General features: G+C 68.9%; 21 protein-coding genes and 1 tRNA gene. 10 read left to right on the forward strand and 12 right to left on the reverse strand.

The features are described from left to right. Nucleotides 1-3: 3 nt before the first annotated feature. Nucleotides 4-1,326 (reverse strand): homoserine dehydrogenase, encoded by a 1,323-nt coding sequence (locus tag ASG43_RS02555; RefSeq protein WP_056499802.1) that lies wholly within the window; start codon nt 1,324-1,326, stop codon nt 4-6. Nucleotides 1,327-1,540: 214 nt separating this feature from the next. Here ASG43_RS02555 and ASG43_RS23200 point away from each other — a divergent pair, with 214 nt between their 5' ends. Continuing rightward, entirely contained in the window at nt 1,541-1,717 is a 177-nt protein-coding gene (locus ASG43_RS23200; RefSeq protein ID WP_200939454.1) for a hypothetical protein, read from the forward strand. 73 nt (nt 1,718-1,790) lie between these two features. Here the strand turns inward: ASG43_RS23200 and galE are convergent, their stop codons facing one another. Beyond that, nucleotides 1,791-2,777 (reverse strand): UDP-glucose 4-epimerase GalE, encoded by a 987-nt coding sequence (gene galE / locus ASG43_RS02560; protein WP_056499805.1) that lies wholly within the window; start codon nt 2,775-2,777, stop codon nt 1,791-1,793. A gap of 196 nt (nt 2,778-2,973) precedes the next feature. Here galE and hemA point away from each other — a divergent pair, with 196 nt between their 5' ends. Further along, a complete protein-coding gene (hemA, locus tag ASG43_RS02565; protein ID WP_056501020.1) occupies nt 2,974-4,251 on the forward strand; it encodes a 5-aminolevulinate synthase in 1,278 nt (425 codons plus the stop codon). A 90-nt stretch (nt 4,252-4,341) separates the two neighbouring features. Here the strand turns inward: hemA and ASG43_RS02570 are convergent, their stop codons facing one another. The 3 genes from ASG43_RS02570 to mscL form a co-directional block, all read right to left on the reverse strand. After that, entirely contained in the window at nt 4,342-5,385 is a 1,044-nt protein-coding gene (locus tag ASG43_RS02570; RefSeq protein WP_056499807.1) for an AbrB family transcriptional regulator, read from the reverse strand. A gap of 3 nt (nt 5,386-5,388) precedes the next feature. Next, a complete protein-coding gene (locus ASG43_RS02575) occupies nt 5,389-6,555 on the reverse strand; it encodes a pyridoxal phosphate-dependent aminotransferase (protein WP_056499809.1) in 1,167 nt (388 codons plus the stop codon). 135 nt (nt 6,556-6,690) lie between these two features. Beyond that, the gene (gene mscL, locus ASG43_RS02580) at nt 6,691-7,161 is read right to left on the reverse strand and encodes a large conductance mechanosensitive channel protein MscL (RefSeq protein WP_056499811.1); all 471 of its coding nucleotides are present in this window, start codon (nt 7,159-7,161) and stop codon (nt 6,691-6,693) included. A 152-nt stretch (nt 7,162-7,313) separates the two neighbouring features. Here mscL and ASG43_RS02585 point away from each other — a divergent pair, with 152 nt between their 5' ends. Continuing rightward, the gene (locus ASG43_RS02585; RefSeq protein ID WP_056499813.1) at nt 7,314-10,790 is read left to right on the forward strand and encodes a PAS domain-containing hybrid sensor histidine kinase/response regulator; all 3,477 of its coding nucleotides are present in this window, start codon (nt 7,314-7,316) and stop codon (nt 10,788-10,790) included. 14 nt (nt 10,791-10,804) lie between these two features. Here the strand turns inward: ASG43_RS02585 and ASG43_RS02590 are convergent, their stop codons facing one another. After that, complete coding sequence (locus tag ASG43_RS02590; protein WP_162244675.1) at nt 10,805-11,461, reverse strand: response regulator transcription factor; 657 nt, start codon at nt 11,459-11,461, stop codon at nt 10,805-10,807. 7 nt (nt 11,462-11,468) lie between these two features. Further along, nucleotides 11,469-11,936, reverse strand: a complete 468-nt coding sequence (locus ASG43_RS02595) for a secondary thiamine-phosphate synthase enzyme YjbQ (protein ID WP_056499818.1) — start codon at nt 11,934-11,936, stop codon at nt 11,469-11,471. A 206-nt stretch (nt 11,937-12,142) separates the two neighbouring features. On the opposite strand from ASG43_RS02595, the gene ASG43_RS02600 reads away from it, so the two are divergent. Next, entirely contained in the window at nt 12,143-13,156 is a 1,014-nt protein-coding gene (locus ASG43_RS02600) for an alpha/beta hydrolase (RefSeq protein ID WP_056499819.1), read from the forward strand. Between the two features lie 4 nt (nt 13,157-13,160). On the opposite strand, the gene ASG43_RS02605 is transcribed toward ASG43_RS02600, so the two are convergent. Then, nucleotides 13,161-13,574, reverse strand: coding sequence for a hypothetical protein (locus ASG43_RS02605; protein WP_056499821.1), 414 nt, complete (start codon nt 13,572-13,574; stop codon nt 13,161-13,163). A gap of 131 nt (nt 13,575-13,705) precedes the next feature. Here ASG43_RS02605 and ASG43_RS02610 point away from each other — a divergent pair, with 131 nt between their 5' ends. Continuing rightward, nucleotides 13,706-14,056, forward strand: coding sequence for a DUF952 domain-containing protein (locus tag ASG43_RS02610; RefSeq protein ID WP_156386458.1), 351 nt, complete (start codon nt 13,706-13,708; stop codon nt 14,054-14,056). Beyond that, complete coding sequence (locus tag ASG43_RS02615) at nt 14,053-15,150, forward strand: quinone-dependent dihydroorotate dehydrogenase (protein WP_056499825.1); 1,098 nt, start codon at nt 14,053-14,055, stop codon at nt 15,148-15,150. The genes ASG43_RS02610 and ASG43_RS02615 overlap by 4 nt, the downstream gene beginning before the upstream one ends. Before the next feature lie 6 nt (nt 15,151-15,156). On the opposite strand, the gene ASG43_RS02620 is transcribed toward ASG43_RS02615, so the two are convergent. Further along, on the reverse strand, nt 15,157-16,509 hold the full coding sequence (locus ASG43_RS02620) for an MATE family efflux transporter (RefSeq protein ID WP_056499827.1): 1,353 nt from the start codon (nt 16,507-16,509) through the stop codon (nt 15,157-15,159). Nucleotides 16,510-16,626: 117 nt separating this feature from the next. Between ASG43_RS02620 and ASG43_RS02625 the strand changes: the two genes are divergently transcribed. Beyond that, entirely contained in the window at nt 16,627-17,529 is a 903-nt protein-coding gene (locus ASG43_RS02625; RefSeq protein WP_056499830.1) for a histone deacetylase, read from the forward strand. A gap of 108 nt (nt 17,530-17,637) precedes the next feature. Then, the gene (locus tag ASG43_RS02630; RefSeq protein ID WP_056499831.1) at nt 17,638-18,801 is read left to right on the forward strand and encodes a YihY/virulence factor BrkB family protein; all 1,164 of its coding nucleotides are present in this window, start codon (nt 17,638-17,640) and stop codon (nt 18,799-18,801) included. A gap of 6 nt (nt 18,802-18,807) precedes the next feature. On the opposite strand, the gene ASG43_RS02635 is transcribed toward ASG43_RS02630, so the two are convergent. From ASG43_RS02635 to ASG43_RS02645, 3 genes are all read right to left on the reverse strand, one after another. Continuing rightward, a complete protein-coding gene (locus tag ASG43_RS02635) occupies nt 18,808-19,083 on the reverse strand; it encodes a DUF6460 domain-containing protein (RefSeq protein ID WP_056499832.1) in 276 nt (91 codons plus the stop codon). A gap of 118 nt (nt 19,084-19,201) precedes the next feature. Continuing rightward, nucleotides 19,202-20,860 carry a cisplatin damage response ATP-dependent DNA ligase gene (locus tag ASG43_RS02640; RefSeq protein WP_056499834.1) on the reverse strand — a complete coding sequence of 553 codons (1,659 nt, stop codon included), beginning with the start codon at nt 20,858-20,860 and terminating at the stop codon, nt 19,202-19,204. A 36-nt stretch (nt 20,861-20,896) separates the two neighbouring features. Further along, nucleotides 20,897-21,703: an exonuclease domain-containing protein gene (locus ASG43_RS02645; protein ID WP_056499836.1), complete on the reverse strand. Its 807-nt coding sequence runs from the start codon at nt 21,701-21,703 to the stop codon at nt 20,897-20,899. Between the two features lie 161 nt (nt 21,704-21,864). On the opposite strand from ASG43_RS02645, the gene ASG43_RS02650 reads away from it, so the two are divergent. Both ASG43_RS02650 and ASG43_RS02655 read left to right on the forward strand, forming a co-directional pair. Next, complete coding sequence (locus ASG43_RS02650) at nt 21,865-22,830, forward strand: nitronate monooxygenase family protein (protein ID WP_056499837.1); 966 nt, start codon at nt 21,865-21,867, stop codon at nt 22,828-22,830. An 88-nt stretch (nt 22,831-22,918) separates the two neighbouring features. Next, nucleotides 22,919-22,994: transfer RNA gene (locus tag ASG43_RS02655), tRNA-Thr, on the forward strand. Nucleotides 22,995-23,141: the final 147 nt, after the last annotated feature.

Here is a 23,141-nt window from a genome sequence, read left to right on the forward strand (position 1 = left end):
AGATCATGCCAGGAACCGCTGGTCCGCCCGATCGAGATCGGCCCGGATGCGCGTGACGACCAGCGACGCGTCGGCCGTGCAGTTCGCGTGGGTCAGGAGCTCGCCGGCCTTGATCGGCCGCGACGCCCGGGCCTTCTCGGCGAGCCCGAGCGGCAGGGCCCGTGCCTCGCGACCCTCCTGCCAGACCATGGCATGGCCGCGGTAATCGGCCTGCCCGATCCGCCCCAGGATCTCGCCCGCCTCGATGTTCCGCTTGGCGATCGCGCCGCATTCGGCGACCGGCCGATCCACCGGCTCCATGTCCGGCCGCCGGTACATCACCGCGCGCACCGCCGAGAGCGGCGTTTCGAGCGAGGTCAGATGGAAGGGCCGGATCAGGGAAAAGCAGGGGCCCGGGCCGACCTTGAGATCGGCCATCCGCTCGATCGCCCGCTCGTGGCGCGGCTTGACCACGCAGAAGACGCCGGGCGCGACGCCCGTGCCGATCGTGTAGTCGACGCGGCCGGGCGCGGAGAGAATCCCGCCGTCGGCCTTCGAGCAGAGGACCTGCGCCAAGGTCTCCCGCGTGACGTTCGGACCATGCATGCCGGCGACGTCGGGAACGAGGCCCGTGCAATTGGCGATGGCGGTCATCTCGACCATGGTCTTGGAGCCGTCGATGAATTCGACGAGCATGCGCGCGTTCATGTTGCGGCGGCGCGCCTCCTCCTCGTAGTCGTCGGGCACGGCGTTGAAGTCGAGCGGGTTGTTCTTGCCCTTGCCGGCCGCGACGATCTCCATGCCGAGACTCTGCGCGAAGGCGATGAGCTCCAGCGTCGAGGCGGGTTCGTCGCCGGCGGAGCCGGTGTAGACGACGCCGGCGCGCCGCGCTTCGGCGGCGAGGTGCCGGCCGACGGTGATGTCCGCCTCCACGTTCAGCATCACGATGTGCTTGCCGTTGCGGATCGCATCCAGCGCGAGCGTCGTCCCGACCTCGGGGCTCCCGGTCGCATCCACGATAACGTCGATGCGCCCGGCCGCGCAGAGATCGGCGATGTCGTCGGTGACGGCGATGCCGCCTGCTTCGATCACGCGGTCGACCGCCGAAGCGCCGCTCGCGATCCGTCCATGGCCCTCGGCATGACCGGCCATCGCGATCGCCTCCATCGGGCGCGTCGGCCGGCTGGCGGCAATGGCGCCGATGCGAACGCCCGTCATCAGCGCCGCCTGGACGACGATGTCGGTTCCCATCTGGCCGGCACCGGCGAGGCCGATCGTGATCGGGCCCTTGGCCTCGGTGTAGGCGGCGAGCTCGGCGGCGAAACCGACGCGGTCGATCGTGGTCATCTCATGTCCTGGCGGCTGGTGCCGCCGAGCGGCCGATCCTCGAAGTTTCGGCTCTATCTACCATTCCCCGCACGCTTGGGAAGGCATCGGACGCGCACTGCGACGCGGAAGCGGGCGGTTTTCGACTGGACGGAGCGACCGGTCCGCGCTTTGGCTGACGGCGGCGCCAAGCCGGACCGGTCCCGGCGGACCGACGGATCGATGGGGGAGCGAGATGGCGGACAGGACGAGAGGCGAGATCGCGGCGGAGGCCCGCCGTCTTCGAGCGGAAGAGGCCTTGAAGGCCAATCTCAGGCGACGCAAGGAGCAGGCCCGCGCCCGCCGGGCCGACAGCGCCTCGCCCGAAACGGCCGCGGAGGGACCGGAGCCGGGCGAGGCGAACAAAGCCTGAGACGCCTCAACCTGCCGGTCGTCGACGATGGGCGCAGGCGGAAGACGGGCGCGCGGCGACCGGCTTTGCAGCGTCAGGCGTTGCGGCGCATCAGATGGCGTTCCCAGGCCAGCGCGTGCTCGACGATCGTCGGGAGATCGTCGAGCTGCGGCGTCCAGCCGAGCTCGGCCCGCGCCTTGGAACTGTCGGCGACGATGCTGGGCGGGTCGCCCGCCCGTCGCGGGGATTCCCGGACCGGGAAGGCGACCGCGGAGACCTCGCGCACCGTGTCCAGCACCTCGCGGACGGAGAGACCCCGCCCGTAGCCGACATTGGCGACGATGCTCTTGCCCCCGCCACGCAGATGATCGAGCGCCTTCAGATGCGCCGCAGCGAGATCGGTCACGTGGATGTAGTCGCGGATCGCCGTTCCGTCGCTCGTCGGATAGTCCGTGCCGAAGATCTCGACCCCCTCGCGCTTGCCGAGCGCGGCTTCGACGGCGACCTTGATGAGATGCGTGGCGCCGCGCGTCGACTGGCCGGACCGGCCGCCGGGATCGGCGCCCGCGACGTTGAAGTAGCGCAGGGCCGCATAGCTGAAGTCGTGGGCGAAGGCCGCATCCTCCAGCATCATCTCGCTCATGAGCTTGGAGCGACCGTAGGGCGAGATCGGCAGGAGCGGCCGGTCCTCGGTCACCGGCTCGGCGCCGGTCACGCCGTAGGTCGCGGCCGTGGATGAGAAGATGAAGTTCTTCACGCCACCCTTCACCGCGCTCTCGATGAGATCCCGCGTTTTCGAGGTGTTGTTGCGGTAGTAGCCGAGAGGGTCGGCGACCGATTCCGGCACGACGATCGACCCGGCGAAATGGACGATCGCATCGATCCCGTGCCGCTCAATGAGGCCGGCGACCAGATCGCCGTCGGCGATGTCGCCGCGCACGAGCTCCGCCGAGGGAGAGACCAGCCAGTCGAACCCCGTGACGAGATTGTCGAGGACCACGACGGTCTCGCCGCGATCGGTGAGCGCCAGCACCATGTGGCTGCCGATATAGCCGGCGCCGCCGGTGACGAGGACGGTCAACGCGCGCCTCCTGCGCCCAGATGGTTCAAAGCCATGTCGTCACTCCTTTAGCGATGCCGCCGGCGACGGCGGCCTTTGGTTTCGCGGGGGGCACCGGCGAGCGGCGCTCATCCGGAGCTTGGACAATTCGTCCCAACCCCGGCGTAGACTTCATCCTTCCGGGCTTTTAGAACCATTCCGGAAGGAGTCGTCCATGATCGATTACCAAGGTCACTTCGAATCCGCGATCGAGGCGCTGCATTCGGAAAAGCGATATCGCGTCTTCGCGGATCTCGAAAGGATAGCCGGGCGTTTTCCGGCCGCCATCTGGCGGAACGGTGACGAAGCCCGCGAAATCACCGTCTGGTGCTCGAACGATTATCTGGGCATGGGGCAGCATGAAAGCGTCGTCGCCGCGATGACATCGACCGTCGCCGCGCTCGGTTCGGGCGCCGGCGGCACGCGCAACATCTCCGGCACCAGTCACCCGCTCGTCGAGCTGGAGCGCGAGCTCGCCGACCTCCACGGCAAGGAAGCCGCCCTCGTCTTCACCTCGGGCTTCGTGTCGAACGAGGCCTCGATCTCGACGATCGCCAAGCTCCTGCCGGACTGCCTGATCCTCTCGGACGAGCTGAATCACGCCTCGATGATCGAGGGTGTCCGCAAGTCCGGCGCGCGCAAGCAGGTGTTCCGGCACAACGACGTCGCGCATCTGGAAGAGCTTCTCAAGGCCGCCGGCCGCGAGCGTCCCAAGCTGATCGTCTTCGAGAGCGTCTATTCGATGGACGGCGATATCGCGCCGATCGCGGAGATCGTCGCGCTCGCGGAACGCTACAACGCCATGACCTATATCGACGAGGTCCATGCCGTCGGCATGTACGGGCCACGCGGCGGCGGGATCGCCGAACGCGACGGTCTCGCCCACCGGATCGACGTGATCGAGGGAACGCTCGCCAAGGCCTTCGGCGTGCTCGGCGGCTACATCGCCGGCACCAAGGCCGTGGTCGACGCGGTTCGCTCCTACGCGCCGGGCTTCATCTTCACCACCGCCCTCCCCCCGGCGCTCGCCGCGGCCGCGACGGCTTCGATCCGCCACCTCAAGGCGAGTCAGGTCGAGCGCGAAGGCCAGCAGCGGCAGGCCGCGCGCGCCAAGGCGGTCTTCGCGGAAGCGGGCCTGCCCGTGATGACATCGCAGACGCACATCGTGCCGATGCATGTCGGCGATCCCGACCTGTGCAAGCGGGCGAGCGACCACCTCCTCGAGGTTCACGGGATCTACATCCAGCCGATCAACTATCCGACGGTTCCGCGCGGCACGGAACGCCTGCGCATCACGCCGACGCCGCTGCACGACGACGCGCTCATCGACAGGCTCTGCGAGGCTCTGGTCGAGACCTTCGAGGCGGTCGGCATTCCCCTCGCGGGAGAGCGACCCGCCCATGCGGCCCGCACGGCGAGAATCACGCCGCTCGTGGTCTCGCAGGCCGGCGGTTGAACGAAGGCTCGGCGACCTCGTCGCCGAGCCTTTCTGGGATCCCCCTTCGGCTCGCCGGGCGCGGTTCCGGCCGCCGCCTCTCAGTGTCGGTCACCCGCGATCGACGCGCCGAAAACGTCGGGCGACGATCGGGATGGCCACCGCCAGCGCGATGAACCGGACGACGTGATGGGCCGCGACATAGGCGGGATCCTGGTCGAACTGGAAGGCGAGGACCGTCAGCGCCTCCAGCGCGCCTGGCGCGTAGGCGAGGACCACCTTGCCGACATCGATGTCGAGGAGCCACGTGCAGAGCGCGGCGGCCGCGCCGGACAGGCCGAGCCCGATCGCGAAGGCGCCGAGCGAGGCGGGCAGAAGCTCGACCATCGCCCGCCGATTTTCCGCCTTCAAGCGCCCGCCGATCACCGCGCCGAGAACGACCAGAGCGGGGAGCGAGATCGCGGGTGGAACGCCGACGGGCGCGAGCGCGCTCGCGTGGAGAACGGCGCTGACGATCAGCGCGCCGAGAAGAAGGCCGCCGGGAAGACGCGAGACATGGCCGAGGATCGCGCCGCCGAGACATAGAACGAGCAGAAGCCCGTATTGCATCGGCGTGCCGTCGAGCCCGCGCGAGATTGGAACGACGTCGTCGCCGCTTTCGAGCCAGCCGAGCACCGGCACGAGCACGCCGAGCAGAAGAAGCAGGCGCAGGCTCTGGACGACGATGACCCGCGTCATGTCCGCCCGCGTTTCGCTCGCCGCCGCGACCACGAAGGACATCGCGCCGGGCACGGAGGCGAAGAGCGCCGTTTCACGGTTCCAGCCGAAGACGCCGCGCAAGAACGCATAGGTCGCGGCGACGACGGCGACGACCCCGGCCATCTGGAGGGCGAAGGAAGCCGGCCAGAGCGCAATCTGGTCCAAGACCTCGGGCGTGACGCCCGCGCCCGACTGGACACCGAGGATGAAGAAGGTCGCGTTGCGGAGCGCGTCCGGCACGTGGGTGCGCAGGCCGGCAAGGCTCGCGGCGGAGACGGCGACAGCCGAGCCGAGGAGCCAGGCGACGGGAAGACCGAGCAGAGACGCCAGCGCGCCGCCGGCGGCCCCGACGGCGAGCGTCGCCGCCAGCCAGGGCAGCGCGTTGCCAGCCGCCACGACTCAGAGCCGCCCGATCCAGGCGGCGAGCCGCTCGGCCGCGATCTCCACCTCGTCGATGCGGCGGTGGAAGCAGGCGCGCAGGAACCCGTCGCCCGCCGGACCGAAGGCGGTGCCGGGTGCGAGGCCGACGCCCGTCTCGTCGACGATCCGAAAGGCCGCGGCCCGCGAGTCCTCGATCCCGTCGATGGCGAAGAACGAGTAGAAGGCCCCCGCGGGCGGCGCGACGCGCACGCGGTTCGTCGCGGCGAGCGCCCTCGTCCAGAGATCCCGGGCGCGGTGCGCGCGCTCCACCTGCTCGTCGACGAACGATTCCCCTTCGTCCAGCGCGACGATCGCTCCCCGCTGCAGGAAGGCGGCGACGCCCGAACTCGAATATTGGATGAGGTTCTCGATGACGTCGCCGAGGACGGCAGGCGCTTCGATCCACCCGACCCGCCATCCCGTCATGGCCCAGTTCTTGGAGAAGGAATTGACGAAGAGGATCGCGTCCTCGGCCTCCATGACGTCGTGGAAGGACGGCGCGCGCCGCCCGGCATAGTAGAAGCGGCTGTAGATCTCGTCGGCGATGACGACGATGCCGGCCGCGCGGGCGAGATCGAGGATCGTGCGCAGCGTGGCCTCGTCGGCGGTCCAGCCCGTCGGATTGGACGGCGTGTTGACGAAGAGCGCCTTCGTCCTCGGGCCGATCGCGGCCTTCAGCCGGTCGAGATCGAGCTGCCAGCCGGCCTCCGCCCATTCGAGCGAGACCTCGCGCGGCACGCCGCCCGCCAGCGCCAGCGCCGCCTCGAAGTTCGGCCAGGCCGGGCCGATGAAGACGATCTCGTCGCCGGCGCCCGCCACGGCCGAGATCGCGATCTGGATCGCCTGCATCCCCGACTGCGTGACGAAGAACCGCTCGGGGACCTCCGGAATGCCGTAGAGGCGCGCGGCGTAGCGGGCGATGGCCTGGCGAAGCTCGGGTATGCCGCGTTGCCAGGTGTAGAAGGTCTCTCCCGCGGCGAGCGCCGTCGCGGTCGCCGCGCTGATGAAGGCCGGCGTCGGCAGGTCGCCTTCCCCGGTCCAGAGCGGGATCAGCCCCTCGCGTCCCCGCGCATAGTTCATGATGGCGACGATGCCGCTTTCCGGCGCGGCGAGCGCTTCGCGGCGCAGGCGATCGAGATGGGTCATGACGGGTTGCCTGGATCGGGGAGAACGAGGGGCTTCGAGATCACCCCCGCATCGACCCTCCCGCGCGCCCCGTCAAGACAGGTCCCGGCCGTCGGCCGGATGGGCTCGACGGCGCGAACGCCGTCGTTCCGCCGCTCAGCTCGGGTCGCTGAAACTGCCGAACCGGGCCGGCTCGCGCCGGGCCTCGGCCCGCTGGCTCGCCAGGAGATCCCGGATTTCCTCGAGAAGCTTCTGTTCGGCGGGAATGTCGGCGGCGGCCGTCGGCTTGGCCTCCTCTTTGCGCTTCAGCCGGTTCATGCCCTTCACGATCATGAAGAGCACGAAGGCGACGATCATGAAATTGATGAGGAGCGTGAAGAAGTTGCCATAGGCGAGAACCGCACCCTGCTCGCGCGCGGTGGCAAGGCTCGCCGAATTGACGCCCGCGGTCAGGCCGAAGAACTTGTTGGTGAAATCGACGCCGCCGGTGAGGAGGCCGACGATCGGCATGATGATGTCGGCGACGAGCGACTGCACGAGGCCCGAGAAGGCGGCGCCGATGATGATGCCGATGGCGAGATCGACCATGTTGCCCTTGAGGGCGAATTCCTTGAACTCCTTGAGCATGCCGCCACTCCCCCATACCGTGCGCCGTCCGCCTGCGGACCATCCGCGACATTGGGACGATTTTGCCCCCGCAGCGCAAGCGTCGCGGGCGCGGCCCCGGGCTTTTTGCACATGCGACTGGACGCGGCGGCCGGGCATGGCGAGGATGCGCCATGCAGAGCTGGATCATCGGCGCGGCGGCGGTCGCCTATCTCCTCATTCTCTTCGCCGTCGCCCATCTCGGCGACCGACGGACCGGCGCGCGTTCGTCCTCCGCCGGCCGCCCGGGGGTCTATGCCCTCAGCCTCGCCGTCTACTGCACGTCTTGGACCTTCTTCGGCTCGGTCGGCGTCGCCGCCCGCGACGGCTTCGCCTTCCTCGCGATCTATTGCGGGCCGATCGTCGTCTTCGTCGTGGCGACGCCGCTGCTCGAACGGATCATCGCGCTCGCCAAGGCCGAGAAGATCACGACGATCGCCGACTTCATCGGCTCGCGCTACGGCAAGAGCACATCGGTCGCGGCGATCGCGGCCGTCATCGCGCTGATCGGCGCCGTGCCCTACATCGCGCTGCAGCTGAAGGCGGTGTCGTCGAGCGTGGCGACCATCGCCCATTACAGGCCCGGCACGATCGGCACGCCGCCCTTCTTCGGCGACATCGCGCTCTACGTCGCCCTGGCGCTGGGCGCGTTCGCGATCCTCTTCGGGACGCGTCATGCCGACGCGACCGAGCACCAGAACGGGCTGGTCCTCGCGATCGCATTGGAATCGATCGTCAAGCTCGCGGCCTTCCTCGCGGTGGGACTCTGGGTGACCTTCTCCCTCTTCGGTCCGGCGGAACTCTGGCGGCAGGCGTTCGATAGTCCGGAGATCGCAGCGGCCTTTTCCGGCGGTCTCGACGGGCGCTTCGTCGCCTCGGCCATCCTCAGCGCCTTCGCGATCGTGCTGCTGCCGCGCCAGTTCCACGTCACGGTCGTCGAGAACCGCACGCGCGCCGAGATCCGTCGGGCGCGCTGGCTGTTTCCGCTCTATCTCGTCGCGATCAATCTCTTCGTCCTGCCGGTGGCGGCGGCGGGGCTGATCCGGCTCGGACCCGGCGCGGAAGCCGATTTCTTCGTCCTCGCCCTGCCGCTCTCGGCCGGACACGACATTCTCTCGCTCGTCGCCTTCATCGGCGGCCTGTCGGCGGCCACCGCCATGGTGATCGTCGCCTGCGTCGCCCTTTCGATCATGATCTCGAACGATCTCGTCTTGCCGCTTCTGCTGCAGCAATCGCAGCCGGCCTCCGAAGCCGACGCGACGCGGCTGATCCTGAAGATCCGGCGCTCGGCGATTCTCTCGATCGTGCTGCTCGGCTATCTCTATCACCGGCTGACGGGCGGCGGCTCGGCACTGGCTTCGATCGGCCTTCTCTCCTTCGCCGCGATCGCCCAGTTCGCACCGTCCGTCTTTCTCGGTCTTCTCTGGAAGGGCGCCAATGCCCGCGGCGCGAAGGCGGGGCTTCTGTCCGGCATCGGCGCCTGGGCCTACACGCTGCTCTTGCCCGCGATCCTGCCCGGCTCGGCCTTCGTGGAATCCGGCCCCTTGGGCTGGAACGCGCTGCGCCCCGAAGCCCTTCTCGGTCTTGATCTCGATCCGCTGATGCACGGTGTCTTCGTCAGCCTCGCCCTCAATGCGGCCGCCCTCGTCGTCGGCTCCCTGACGCGCGCGTCGAGCCCGCGCGAGCGCATCCAGGCCTCGATCTTCGTGCGGCCCGACGGCGCGGGGCCCACCGCCTTCCGTCGCTCGCGCGCCGACGTGACGGTCGGCGAGCTGAAGGCGACGATCGCCCGCTATCTCGGCCAGGAACGCACCGAGCGCTCGTTCCAGACGTTGGAAGCCGACGAGCGGCGAACGTTCGACGATGCGACGGAGGCCGATGCACGGGTGATCGGCTTCTCCGAGCAATTGCTCGGCTCGGCCATCGGCTCGGCCTCCTCGCGCCTTGTCCTGTCGCTCCTTCTGCAGCGCCACAAAGGCTCCAGCCGCTCCGCGATCCGCCTCCTCGACGATGCATCCGAGGCACTCCAATACAATCGCGACATCCTGCGCATCGCCCTCGACCAGGTGGACCAGGGCCTCGCCGTCTTCGACGTCGATCTGCGGCTCACCGTCTGGAACCGCCAGCTGCGCGACCTTCTCGACCTCGCGCCGCAATTCGGACAGGTCGGAACGCCCCTGACCGCCATTCTCGGCCAGCTTCGGGCTCATGGAGAGATCGACGAGGCGGAATTGCATCGGAGCTTCGAAGTCCTGACGCAGGCGCCGGCCCTTCGGCAGATCTCGCTCATGACATCCGAGAGGGTCATCGAAATCCGCACCAACGCCATGCCCGGCGGCGGTCTCGTCCTCACCGTCTCCGACATGACCGAACGCGTGCGCCGCGCAGCGGCCCTTCGCGACGTCAACGAGACGCTGGAGGAACGCGTGCGCCAGCGCACGGCCGAGCTCGTGCGCGCCAACGACGCGCTGGGCGAAGCCCGCCGCATCGCCGAAGCCGCCAATCTCGGCAAGACGCGGTTCCTCGCCGCCGCCGGACACGACATCCTGCAGCCGCTCAACGCCGCGCGCCTCTATGCGGCCGCCCTCCAGGAGCGGCATGCGACGCTGCCCGGCGCGGGGCTCGCCGCCAACATCAACTCCTCAATCGAATCGGTCGAGGCGATCCTCGGCGCCGTCCTCGACATTTCGCGCCTCGATGCCGGTGGAATGACGTCGAGGCCGGAGGACGTTCCGCTCCAGCCACTCCTGTCGATGATCGAGACCGACCTGGCGCCTCTGGCGCTCGCCAAGGGCGTCCGCCTGCGTTTCGTGCCGACCACCGCCACGGTGCGCTCCGACCGCAATCTCCTCCGGCGGCTCCTGCAGAACCTCGTCTCCAACGCCGTGAAATATACGAAGGAGGGCAAGGTCGTGGTCGGCGTCCGGCGCGACCGGGACAACGGCACCGTCGACATTTCCGTCGTCGACAGCGGCATCGGCATTCCCGGCGACCAGCTGGAGACGATCTTCCAGGAGTTCATCCGGCTCGACGAGGGCACGCGCACCGCCGATGGGCTCGGCCTCGGCCTGTCCATCGTCGACCGGATCGCCCGCGTCCTCGATCATCCGGTCTCGGTCACGTCCGAGCACGGCAGGGGAACGCGCTTCCGCGTGACCTTGCCGAAGGTCAGCTCCCGGCCGGCGTCCCCTGCTCGCGCGCCGACCACCCACGTCCACCGCGCGCTGCGGCTCGACGGAATGCGCGTGCTCGTCGTCGACAACGAGGCCGCCATCCGCTCGGGCATGCAGGTGCTCCTCACCGGCTGGAACTGCCGCGTCGACCTCGCGGCCTCGCCGGCGGAGGCGATGGAACGCGCCTGCGCCGCCTCGCTCGACATCGTTCTCGTCGACTATCACCTCGGCGAGGCGAACGGCGTCGATGTCGTCGCGGAGCTGCGCCGCCGGATCGACCCCGGTCTTCCCGCCATTCTCATCACGGCGGACCGGTCCGCGGCCCTGCGCGAGACCGCCGCCGCCGCCGGCATCGATCTCCTGACCAAGCCCGTCAAACCCGCGTCGCTCCGCGCCGCGATGGCGCAGGGTCGTGGGCGGCGCGTCGCGGCGGAGTAAGTCCGCCGTCGGCCTCAGGTCGCCGAACCGTCCCGACCGGCGTTGAGGCGCGACAGCCGGATCACCGCCTGGGTGCGCGAGTCCACGCCGAGCTTGCCGAGAACGGCGGAGACGTGGGCCTTGATCGTGGCTTCCGAAATGCCGAGCTCGTAGGCGATCTGCTTGTTGAGGAGCCCCTTGCCGAGCATCGTGAGGACACGGGTCTGCTGCGGCGTCAACGTGCGCATCCGACCGATCAGCTCCGCCACCTCCGGATCGCTCTCCCCGTCGGGCAGGATATGCGGCGGAAGATGCACGTCGCCGCCGAGAATGCTGGCGATGGCCGCGCGGATCTCCTCGAAGCCGGAGCTCTTCGGAATGAAACCGGAGGCGCCGAGATCGAGCGCGTGGCGGATCAGCCGTCCGTCCTCGCTGCCCGAGACGATGGCGACGGGAATGCCGGCATGTTCGGCGCGCAGGAGCGCCAGGCCCGAAAGTCCGTCCGAGCCCGGCATGGCGAGATCGAGCAAAAGAAGATCGGCTTCCTGATACCGGGCCAGCGCCGCGACCGCCTCGTCGAAATCCTTGGCTTCGACGATCTGGTGCTCGCCGGGCAGCGAGGACAGGATTTCCCGCAGCGCCCCGCGAAACAGCGGATGATCGTCGGCGACGATGAAGGTGTGGCTCATCAGGGATCCTTCATCGGCGGACGGGCGCAGGCGTCGGCGCGACGCTGGCGCCCGGAGGCCCGGTCCGGGTTCCCGAATAATGTAGCACGACCTCGCGCGTGTGCGGTCGTGCGCGATGCTCCACGACGAAGAGTCCCTGCCAGGTGCCGAGCATCAACTGGCCGCGCAGGACCGGGATCGACAGGCTCGTCGAGGTCACGGCCGCCTTGATATGCGCCGGCATGTCGTCCGGCCCCTCGATGGAATGGCGATAGATCGGCCCGGCGGGCGCGAGCCTGTCCAGCGCATCCAGGAAGTCCGCCTGCACGTCGGGATCGGCATTCTCCTGGATCACCAGCGAGGCGGACGTGTGCCGGATGAAGGCCGTGAGGAGGCCGTCGGCGGCTTCGAACGTCTTCAGGCGTTCGGCGACGGCCGCGGAGATGTCCAGCATGGACCGTCCCTTGGTTCGGATCGCCAATGTCTCGATGAACTGCATCAACCCTCGCGGCTTCCCGTCCCCTTCGGAGACCTGCGGGCGCCAGGTTCGACCGGCGGCGCTCCGCGCCGGTTCTCTCATGTCGCCGCGCGAAACCGCAATGGCGAGCGCGGCCGATCACGCGTCCTTAATCAGGTCGCAATGTCGCGCGCTTGATCAGCCGGCCACGAATCGACGCAGCCGGGCGTCGCGGAGGAGGGCTGGCCATGCGCAGACTGACGATCGATCCCGCCGTCTTCGACCTATCGCGCGCCGAGCCCGAACTGATCGCGACCAATGCCGACATCATTGCGATGCAGAAGGCCAAGCCCAGCCCGTGGTCGCTGCCGATCGAGGCCGTGCGGCAGGCGCGACGGGATGGCCGCGGCACGTTTCCGGCCGTCGCCCCCGATCCGGAGGCGGACACCATCCACCTCGAGGGCCCGTCCGGTCACGCGATCCCGGTCCGCGTCTTCCGCCCCTCGGGCGCGCCGCCGCGAGGCACCTATCTCCACATCCACGGCGGCGGCTGGGTGTTCGGGGCGGCCTCGGAAGCCGATCCGGCGCTTCGCCGCCTCTGCCAGCAGACGGGACTGGCCGTCGCCTCCGTCGATTATCGCCTCGCCCCGGAACACCCTTTTCCCGCGGGGCCCGACGATTGCGAGGCGGCGGCGCTGGCGCTGGTCGAAGGACGACTCGCGGGTCTGCCGACCGGCTTCCTGGCGATCGGCGGCGAGTCGGCGGGCGCGCATCTGTCCGTGCTGACGCTCGTTCGCCTGCGCGACCGTCACGGACTGACGCCCTTCGCCGCGGCCAATCTCAATGCGGGCTGCTTCGATCTCTCGCTGACGCCGAGCGTCCGGGCCTGGGGCGAGGAGCGCCTCGTCCTCAACACCGAGGACGTCGCCGCCTTCGTCGAGCGGTTCCTGCCGGCGGGAACCGATCCGCGCTCGCCCGACGTCTCGCCGCTCTACGCCAACCTCAAGGGTCTGCCCCCGGCGCTCTTCACCGCGGGAACCTGCGATCTCCTCCTCGACGACACGCTCTTCATGGCGCAGCGCTGGCAGGCCGCGGGCAACGAGACCGAGATCTCGCTGCACAATGCCGGCTGCCACGTCTTCCAGGCCTTTCCGTCCGCCGCGTCCGTCCGGTCCATGGCCGAGATGGAGACCTTCATCCGCCGTCGCATCGGCGAACACGCGGCAGTGCGGACCGCGCCGGTCGCACCCCAGGAGGCCTGACGCCTTACGTCCGGTTCGGCTCCGGCGAGGACGGGGCCGGCTCTGCGCCCTCGAACTCCCGCGCGACGTCGCCGAACGCCCGGAAGACGCGCTTCATCCGGTCGAGAGCCTTGTCGAACTCCTCGTCCTCGCGTCCGGCGACGGGTGGCGGCGGCACGACCGAACCGGAGGACGGGCCGGACGGCGAGACGGCGACCGGGCCGCGCGGCGCTGCGTCGGGGTCGCAGACCATGCGGGCGGGATCGACCCGACAGATCGTGATCTCGCCGGTCGCCGTGTCGAGCTTGGCGAGGCCGCCCTCGACGGGCTGGAACTGGTAGCGGCCGGGCGCCGGCTCGCCGCCGGGCGCCGTCTGCGCGAGGACCGGAGCGGCGCTGCAGAGGGCGGCCAGCAAGAGAATGGCGGCTTCTGTCTTCATCGGGCATTCCTCCGGTGTTATGGATCGTCGCGAACGGGAAACGACGGCGTACCCGATGTTTAGCACCCGATTTCGGCGAGAATGGTGCCGCGGTGGACGCCGAGCGAAGGACGGGAACGGGCATGACGGCCATGAGCAGCGAACCGATCTACAAGATCGCGCCCCGGGCGCTCTGGGAGGAGGCCGAGTCGACGAAACGTTTCGAGGGCGCCCCGATCGATCGGGCCGATGGCTACATCCACCTGTCGACCGCGGCGCAGGTGCGCGAGACCGCCGCCAAGCATTTCGCCGGCGCGACCGATCTCGTCCTGATCGGCGTCGATCCCGCCCGGCTCGGCGATGCGCTGAAATGGGAGCCCTCCCGCGGCGGACAGCTCTTTCCCCATCTCTACGGGCCGCTGGCGCTGGAGGCGGTGCTCTTCGCCGAAGCGCTTCCGGTCGGACCCTCGGGCTTTCACATCTTCCCCGCCAGCATCCGATGATCCCCTTCTACCGGCTCGCCCGGCCGCTCCTCTTTCAGATGGACGCGGAAAAGGCCCATGGGCTTTCGGTGGAGGCGCTGAAGCGCGGGATCGTCCCGCGCGTCGACGTGCCGATCGACCATCGCCTGCGCGTCACCGTCGCGGGACTGTCGCTGCCCAATCCGCTGGGCCTTGCCGCTGGCTACGACAAGAACGCGGAGGTGCCTGACGCCGCGCTTCGTCTCGGCTTCGGTTTCGCGGAGGTGGGAACGCTGACGCCGCTGCCGCAGATGGGCAATCCACGGCCGCGCGTCTTCCGCCTGCCGGAGGCCGGCGCCGTCATCAACCGCCTCGGCTTCAACAACGAAGGCCACGCCACCGCCCTCGCCCGGCTGGAGACGCGCCGCCGCAAGCCCGGCATCGTCGGCGTCAATGTCGGCGCCAACAAGGATTCGGCCGACCGCATCAAGGACTATGTCGACGGCGTCTCGCTCTTTGAGTCGCTGGCGAGCTATCTCACGATCAACATCTCCTCGCCGAACACGCCCGGCCTTCGCCAACTCCAGACGGGCGAGGATCTCGACCGCCTGCTCGCGGCCGTCGTCGCGGCCCGCAACGGCTGCGCCGCCATCGCCGCGACGGGGAAGAAGCCGATCTTCCTGAAGGTCGCGCCCGACCTTTCGCGCGATGACATCAAAGAGATCGCGCATGCCGCCGCGACGCACGGGATCGACGGACTGATCGTCTCCAACACGACCCTCTCGCGGAACGGGCTGTCCGAAACGCTCGCCCATCGCAACGAGGCCGGCGGCCTCTCCGGCCGGCCGCTCTTCCGGCGCGCCACTTGGACGCTCGCCGCCTTCCGGCGTGCGCTCGGCCCCGATATCGCCCTTATCGGCGTCGGCGGCGTCGAGGATGCGCGGACCGCCATGGCCAAGATCGAGGCCGGCGCCGATCTCGTCCAGCTCTACACGGGCCTCGTCTACGGCGGGCCTCGACTGCCCGTCCGCATCCTCAACGGCCTGCGCGAGATCCTCGACCTCGAAGGCGTCTCCTCGATCAAGGAGATGCGCTGCCGCACGACCGACAAGGTGCTCGCCGCCGGCCCGGAATAACGCCTCTCAAATGCCGAACGTCGCGCGGCGCCGCGCGGGCAGCGCGACGAGCAGCGTCACGCCGCGCAGCGACAGGAACAGCTGGAACGCGAACCAGAGGCCGTGATTGCCGAAACGCGGCGTCACGGCATAGGCGATGACGGCGAAGGCGAGGGTCGAGACGAGCATCATGTTGCGCATCGCCGCCGTCCAGGTCGCGCCGATGAAGACGCCGTCCATGAGGAAGGCGAGCGCGCCCGAGAGGCAGGCGAGCGCCGCCCAGCCGAGATAGGGCGCCGCCGCGTCCCGGATCGCGGCATCGGTGGTGAGCAGCGCCACGACGGTGCTTCCCGTGGCGAGGAACAGGACGGTCAGCGCGGCGCTGAGCAAGAGACCCCAGAGGAGGCTGAGCCTCACCGCCTGGTCGAAGGCCGGCCGCCAGCGTGCGCCGACCGCGCGCCCGACGAGCTGTTCGGAGGCGTTGGCGAGCCCGTCGAGGAAATAGCCGCCGACCATGAAGAGCGTCAGGAGCACGCCGTTCGCCGCCAGCGTCAGCGCGCCGAAGCCCGCGCCGATGCGCGTGAAGAGCGTGTAGCCGGCAAGGAGGCAGAAGGACCGGATCATGATATCCCGGTTGACGCCGATCATCGCGCCGAAGGCCGCCGCGTCGAGGATCCGCGCCCGGCTCGGCCGCGCGCCCCGGGCGAAGCGCCGCGTGACGAGGAGGAGGCCGAGGACGCAGCCGACGGCCTCGCCCGTCGCCGTGCCGATGGCCACGCCCGCGATGCCGCCCTCAAGGACAAGGCCGAAGAGGACGGAGAAGACGATGTTCGCGCCGTTGATCGCCAGCTGAAGCAGGAGACCCAGCCGCGCCTCTCCCCGGCCGAGCACGCTGCCGAGAACCGCGAAGTTGAGGAGCGACAGCGGTGCGGCCAGCATGCGCCAGAAGACATAGATCCGTGTCGCCTCGGCGACGCCCGGCTCGGGTGCGATCGCGAGAAGCCCGAGCTCGACCACCAAAGGCTCTGCCAGGATCAGCGCAAAGCCGATCCCCAGCGCCAGGAGCGCCGCCCGCCAGAAGACCGCCTGCATCTCCGTCTCGTCGCCCGCGCCGAAAGCCTGGGCGGTGAGGCCGGTCGTGCCGGAGCGCACGAAATTGAAGGTGAGGAAGGCGAAATCGAAGACGAGCGCCCCGACGACGAGCCCCGCCAGCATCTGGGCATCGCCGACGCGTCCGATCACCGCGGTGTCCGTGATGCCGAGAAGCGGCTGCGTAAGGAAGGCGAGCGTCATGGGAATCGCGATCCGCAGCACGTCGCGGTTCGTCACGTCGAAGGGGCGCACCGTCCGCCCGTTCGCCGACGCGTCGAGATCGCTCATGCCAGACCCATACCCGATGTTCTCTTCTTGTTCCCGCCTCGCCAGGAGTGACATCACGGCCGGCCGCTGGCAAGCCCCGATCGTCGCAACCCGGCGCGCGCGCCTTATCTCGCCCACATGAGCCTTTCCATCGTCCACCATCCCGCCTTCGATGCGCAGTTCGACCGGAAGCATCGCTTCCCCATGTCGAAATTCTCGAAGATCGCGGAGATCCTCGTCGCCGACGGCTTGGTCGGGCCCAACGGCTTTCACCTGCCGGTTCCCGCGCATCCGGAATGGCTGCGCCTCGCCCATGCGCCGGATTATGTGGACGCCGTCCTGGAGCAGCGTGTTGCGCCGGCCGTGGAAAAGGCGATCGGCTTTCCCGTCGACGAACGCGTGTCGATGCGCTCGCGCTGCGCCACCGGCGGCACGGTGCTGGCGGCGCGGCTCGCGCTGGCCGAGGGAATCGCCTGCAACACGGCGGGCGGCAGTCACCATGCCGCGCGCGAGGGGGGCGCGGGCTTCTCGGTCTTCAACGACGTCGCCGTCGCGGCCCATGTCATGCTCGCGGAGGGTGCGGCGCGGCGCGTCCTCGTCTTCGACTGCGACGTGCACCAGGGCGACGGCACGGCCCGCATCTTCGCCGGCGATGCCCGCGTCTTCACGCTTTCGATCCACGCCGCCCGGAACTACCCCGAGATCAAGCCGCCGTCCGACCTCGACATCCCGCTCCCCGACGGCGTCGGCGACGCCGCCTATCTCGCGGTCCTGCCCTTCGCGCTGGAGACGAGCTTCGCCGATGCACGGCCCGACCTCGTCTTCTACAATGCGGGCGTCGATCCTCACGAGGCCGACCGGCTCGGACGCCTGAAACTGACCGACGAGGGTCTCGCCGAACGCGACCGCCGCGTGATCGGCTTCTTCCGGGAGCGCGACATCCCCGTCGCCTGCGTCATCGGCGGCGGCTATTCGCGCGACGTGGACGCCCTGTCGCGGCGGCACACGATCATCCATCGCGTCGCGGCCGAATTCGGCTGACGGGCGTTCCGATCCGTTGGCGGCTGCACGGAAAGCGGCGGAAGCGAGGCAACCCTTCGCGTCCCGCCCCATTCACCCCTGAAGCGTGAAAAGCAGCGAGCCCGAGCCATGTCCTCAACCCGAACCAGACCGACCAGCGGACCGGGAGCGTCCCGTCATCCCCGGGGGCGTCACGCGGACGGACCGGGCGAGATCCCGGCCAAGGGCTGGACCGAGGTCCTCTGGCGCGTCTACGACGAGATCAACAAGGACCGCGTCATGCTGATCGCGGCCGGCGTCACCTACTACATCCTCCTCGCCTTCGTACCCGGCCTCACGGCCTTCCTCTCGCTCTACGGCCTCGTCGCCGATCCCGCGACGGTCGCCGAGCATGTGGGCGATCTGCAGGGCCTCGTTCCCGGCGGAGCCCTCGACATCCTGAACGAACAGCTGACGCGCCTGGCGAGCGAGGGCGAAACCACCCTCGGCCTGACGCTGCTGATCTCGGTCGCCATCGCGCTGTGGAGCGCCAATGCCGGCATCAAGGCGCTCTTCGAGGCGATGAACATCGCCTATGACGAGGTCGAGACGCGATCCTTCCTGAAGCTGAACGCCGTCTCGCTCCTCTTCACGTTCGGCGCCATCGTGATGATGGGCCTGATGCTCGGCGTCGTCATCGTCCTGCCGACCGTCCTGTCCTTCATCGGGCTCGGGGAAGGAACGGAATGGCTCCTGCGCATCGCGGGCTTCGTGGCGCTTCTTCTCGTCCTCTCGCTCGGCATTGCCGCGCTCTATCGCTGGGGTCCCGATCGCGCGAGCCCGAAATGGCGCTGGATCACGCCGGGCGCCATCCTCGCGCTGCTGGCGACGATCGTCGTCTCCGCCCTCTTCTCCTGGTATGCCGCCAATTTCGGTTCCTACAATGCGACCTACGGCTCGCTCGGCGCGCTGATCGGCTTCATGACCTGGATCTGGCTCACCTCGATCCTCCTCATCGTCGGCGGCGAGCTGAATTCGGAACTGGAGCATCAGACGGCGCGCGACTCCACGACCGGGGCCGAACGTCCGCTCGGATCGCGTGGCGCGATCATGGCCGACACGGTCGCGGGACTCGACGAGACGGCGGCTGCGGACAGCGGTCTTTCCGGGCAGGAGCATCGCCGGGGCCGGCGCGAGGGTCGGATCGAGGGGCGCCGGGAGGGCGTCGCATGGGGCACGCTCGTCGTCGCGGTTCCCGCGGCGCTGCTCCTCACCGTCCTCCAGCGCCGCGCCGAGAAGAGCGGGCGCTGGTAGGCCGTCTCAGCGCGTGCCGCGCCCCATCTTCAGGAAGCGCGAGATGAGGAAGACCGGAATGACGATCGCCGCGCCGAGAAGGAAGTAATCCGTCGCGCGCTGGAAGGAGCCGAACAGGCTGAACCAGACCCAGCGGACGAAATCCTCAATCGCGAACCAGACGTCGCGCGGGCTCCAGTCGAGCCACGAGAGGACGACGCCGACGATCAACGACAGGATCACCAGCCGGATCACCACCGAAAGCGGCGAGCCGCCGAGAAAACTGTCGATACGCCCGGCCATGCGAAGCTCCTTCCATGAGATCGTCGCGGCAGGAGGTGGGCGATCGCGTCCCGTTGCACAAGCCTCTGAACGTTCGGAGCGCCCCGTTTCGGATTTGGACGCGCTGCGGCGACCGTCTTCACCCCTCGCCGAGCATCGCCTGCAGGGTCTCGATCCGGTCGGCCTCGAAGGCGGGCTTGTCCCAGCGCAGGCGCGAGATCCGGGGAAAGCGCATGGCGACGCCGGACTTGTGTCGCGTCGAGCGCTGCAGCCCCTCGAAGGCGACCTCCAGCACCAGACCATGGTCGGGCTCGGCCCGCACCGAGCGCACCGGGCCGAAGCGCTGGATCGTGTTGTCGCGGATGTATTTGTCGAGGAGCTTCAGCTCCTCGTCGGTGAAGCCGAAATAGGCCTTGCCGACCGGCACCAGTTCCGGCTGGTCCGCCTCGCCCGCCCAGACGCCGAACGTGTAGTCCGAATAGAAGCTCGACCGCTTGCCGTGCCCGCGCTGCGCGTACATGAGGACGGCGTCGATGAGATGCGGGTCCTGCTTCCACTTGAACCAGGGCCCCTTCGGCCGGCCCGGCACGTAAGGACTGTCCCAGCGCTTCAGCATCACGCCTTCGATCACGGGATGGGGCGGGTCGACACGCAGGGCGCCGAGATCCTCGAAGCTGTCGAAGGGCACGAAGGGCGAAATGTCGAACCGCGTGGGGTCGAGCCCTGACACGAAGCCGTTCAGCCGCTCGCGCCGCTCCCGGAAGGGCAGCGCGCGAAGATCGTCCCGTCCGTCCTGCAGGAGATCGTAGGTCCGCAGGAACACCGGATGCTTGTCCATGACGGCGGTCGAGACCGCCTTGCGGTTCAACCTCTGCTGAAGGTCGGAGAACGTGCCGACGACGATGTCGTCTCCCGGCGGCCCCCGATGCGGCATCACCGTCGCCCGCCCCTTCGCGGCCGGGCGCGCGACGAGAAGCTCGCCGTCCAGCGAGCCCTCGTAGTCCATGGAAGCGAGGAGATCGGGAAAGGCGGCGCTGATGTCGTCGCCGGTACGGGAGTAGAGGCGGCGCACGCCCCGCTCCACCGTCGCCTGAACGCGGATGCCGTCCCACTTCCATTCCGCGGCATAGTCCTGCGGCACGATGCGCGCGTGGTCCGGCGGCTCCAGCGGCTGGGAGAGCATGACCGGGCGGAACGGTGAGGCCGCCGCCGAGACGGGCTTCTCCGCCCGCCCCTCCAGCCAGGCGAAGAGCTCCAGATACGGCACCGCCAGTCCGTGCCAGAGCTCCTCGATCTCGGTGATGTCCTTGCCGCCGAAATCCGCCAGGGCCTGCTTGGCGAGACGCGAGGACACGCCGATGCGCATCGCGCCGGTCACGAGCTTCAGGAGCGCATAGCGCCCGGAGGAGTCCAGCCGGTCGAGCCAGGCCTCGACCAGCTTCGGCCCCTCCGCCCGCGTCGCCGCATCGAGCTTGGCGATCACCTCATCGAGCGTCGGCGGATCCGTTTCGCGATCTCCATCGTGCGGCGCCGGCCAGACGAGCGCGATCGTCTCGGCGAGATCGCCGACATAATCGTAGGAATAGCCGAACAGAACCTCGTCCATGCGATCGGCCATCAGCGCGCGCAGCATGGCGGGCTTCACCGATCGGATGTCGAGCCCGCCCGTGATCGCGGCCAGCGCATAGCCGCGCTCGGGGTCGGGCACGTCCCGGAAGTGATCCGCCATCAGGCGGAGCTTGCCGTTGCGGGACGGCGTCAGGGTGAGGCGGTCGAGAAGTTCGGCGAAGGGCTGCATGGGTTCCGGTGCGCGGCGGAAGGCCGCCAACCCAACCTAGAGCGAAGCCGCCGCAGGAAGAGGCCGCGCCCCGCGAATCGTCTGCCGTGCGAGATGATGCCGCGCGGTGAAGACCGCATCGGCGTCCATGCCGGGCTCCGCGACGATCCATTCCAGATAGTCGGGAGGCACCTCGGCGAGCGGCACGCCCTTGTGCTTTCCAAAGCGCAGGCGGGCGAGAAGCGCCGGCTGCTTGGTCACGCGCTCCGCCCGGTCGAGAAAGTCCTCGACATCGCGGCAGCGCGGCATCAGCACCTCCGCGATGCGCCGAAGGAGGACGGCGGTGGCCAGCGCATCGTAGAGCGCGCGGTGCGGATGTAGCCCCGCCATCATCGGCCGAACCTCGGTGAGATCGAGCGGCACGTATTTGACGAGGCTCTGCAGGCCGTGCGCCCGCACGTCGGGAAAGGCCCGCAGCGCGAGCTTGTGCGTGCAGAGCCAGCGACCGGCGAGCCGGAGGCGCGGCCGGTCGAAATCGGAGCGCTGCGCGGCATAGGCAGGGGCGCCGGCGAACGGCTCCACCGCTTCGGCGAAGGGCGGCGCGCCCGCCAGCATCTCGTCCGAAATCTGGTGGACGCGCCGCGCATGCGGATTGATCTCGGCCCCGCCGGGGTCGCAGAGCGTCTGCATCGGATGGAAGATCGCGCCGGTCGCGAGGTCGAGATCGACCGAGCCGATCTCGATCACCGCATCGTCCTCGAACCGCTGTCCCGCCGTTTCCGTGTCGATGACGCGCACGAGCGTCGGCACGGGTTCGGCAAACAGCGAGGGCGTCGTCGGGAAAAACGGAAAAAGATCGGACATCACGCGCAAAAATCGTTCCTCCGTCGACGCTTGGCAAGTCCTTCCCGCGCGCCGATGGTCGCGCTCCCCAGGCCCTTGCGCAAAGCCGGCTTGATCCGCGCCCGCGATCCCGCTACGCAGGATGTCGAATTGACGTAAACGTCAAAATTTGGAGCATCGGCATGGCCCTTCCCGCGCACCTCGCGAATCGCCTGCGCATTCCCGTCATCGCCGCGCCGCTCTTCATCATCTCCCATCCCCCGCTGGTGATCGCGCAGTGCAAGGCGGGGATCGTCGGCTCCTTTCCCGCGCTCAACGCCCGGCCCGCCGCGCAGCTGGACGACTGGCTCTACGAGATCGAGGAAGCGCTGGCCGCGCACGACCGCGACCATCCGGAAAGCCCGTCCGCGCCCTTCGCCGTGAACCAGATCGTGCACAAGTCGAACGACCGGCTGCAGGCCGATCTCGAGGTCTGCGTGCGGCACAAGGTGCCCATCGTCATCACATCGCTGGGTGCCGTGCCCGAGGTGAACGAGGCCGTGCACTCTTACGGCGGCATCGTTCTCCACGACGTCATCAACGACCGTTTCGCCAAAAGCGCGATCCGGAAGGGTGCGGATGGCCTGATTGCGGTGGCGACCGGGGCCGGCGGCCATGCCGGAACGCTCTCGCCCTTCGCGCTCGTCTCCGAGATCCGCCAGTGGTTCGACGGGCCGCTCTTCCTGTCGGGCGCGATCGCGACCGGCGACGCGGTTCTCGCGGCCGAGGCCATGGGCGCGGACGGGGGCTATATCGGCTCGGCCTTCATCGCCACCGAAGAGGCGCGCGCCGTCGATGCCTACAAGGAGGGCATCGTCGCCGGCAGGGCCTCCGACATCGTCTACACCAACCTCTTCACGGGCATCCACGGCAATTACCTGAAGGCCTCGATCGAGGCCGCCGGTCTCGATCCCGACCGTCTGCCGGAAAGCGATCCCTCCGCGATGGATTTCGGCGGCTCCAAGGCCGCCAAGGCGTGGAAGGACATCTGGGGTTCCGGCCAGGGCATCGGCTCGGTCGCCTCCGTTCTGCCCGCCGCAGCCCTCGTCGATCGTCTGGCCGAGGAATACGCGGCCGCCCGCCGCCGTCTCCTCGCGCAAGCTTCGTGACGCTGTCCCGTCGATTTGCGCTTGAACCTCGAGCGGTTTGAGTCTATCAGAGCCCTCGTCCGCCGAAGCAGCGCTTCGACACGGGCAGGCCGCTTTAGCTCAGCCGGTAGAGCACATCATTCGTAATGATGGGGTCAGGTGTTCGAGTCACCTAAGCGGCACCATTTCTCTCAACGACTTAGCCTCGTTTTCAGGCCCTCTCGTGTGAGGGTTTGTGAGGCTTGTGAGGTTTTAGCCCTCACACGGCTTCGCGATGCCCTCTCACAGGCCGCTCGCCCAGACGAACAACGCATCGACCCGTTCGGCGGGTA

The sequence above is a fragment of the Aureimonas sp. Leaf454 genome, assembly GCF_001424685.1.
Taxonomy (GTDB): domain Bacteria; phylum Pseudomonadota; class Alphaproteobacteria; order Rhizobiales; family Rhizobiaceae; genus Plantimonas.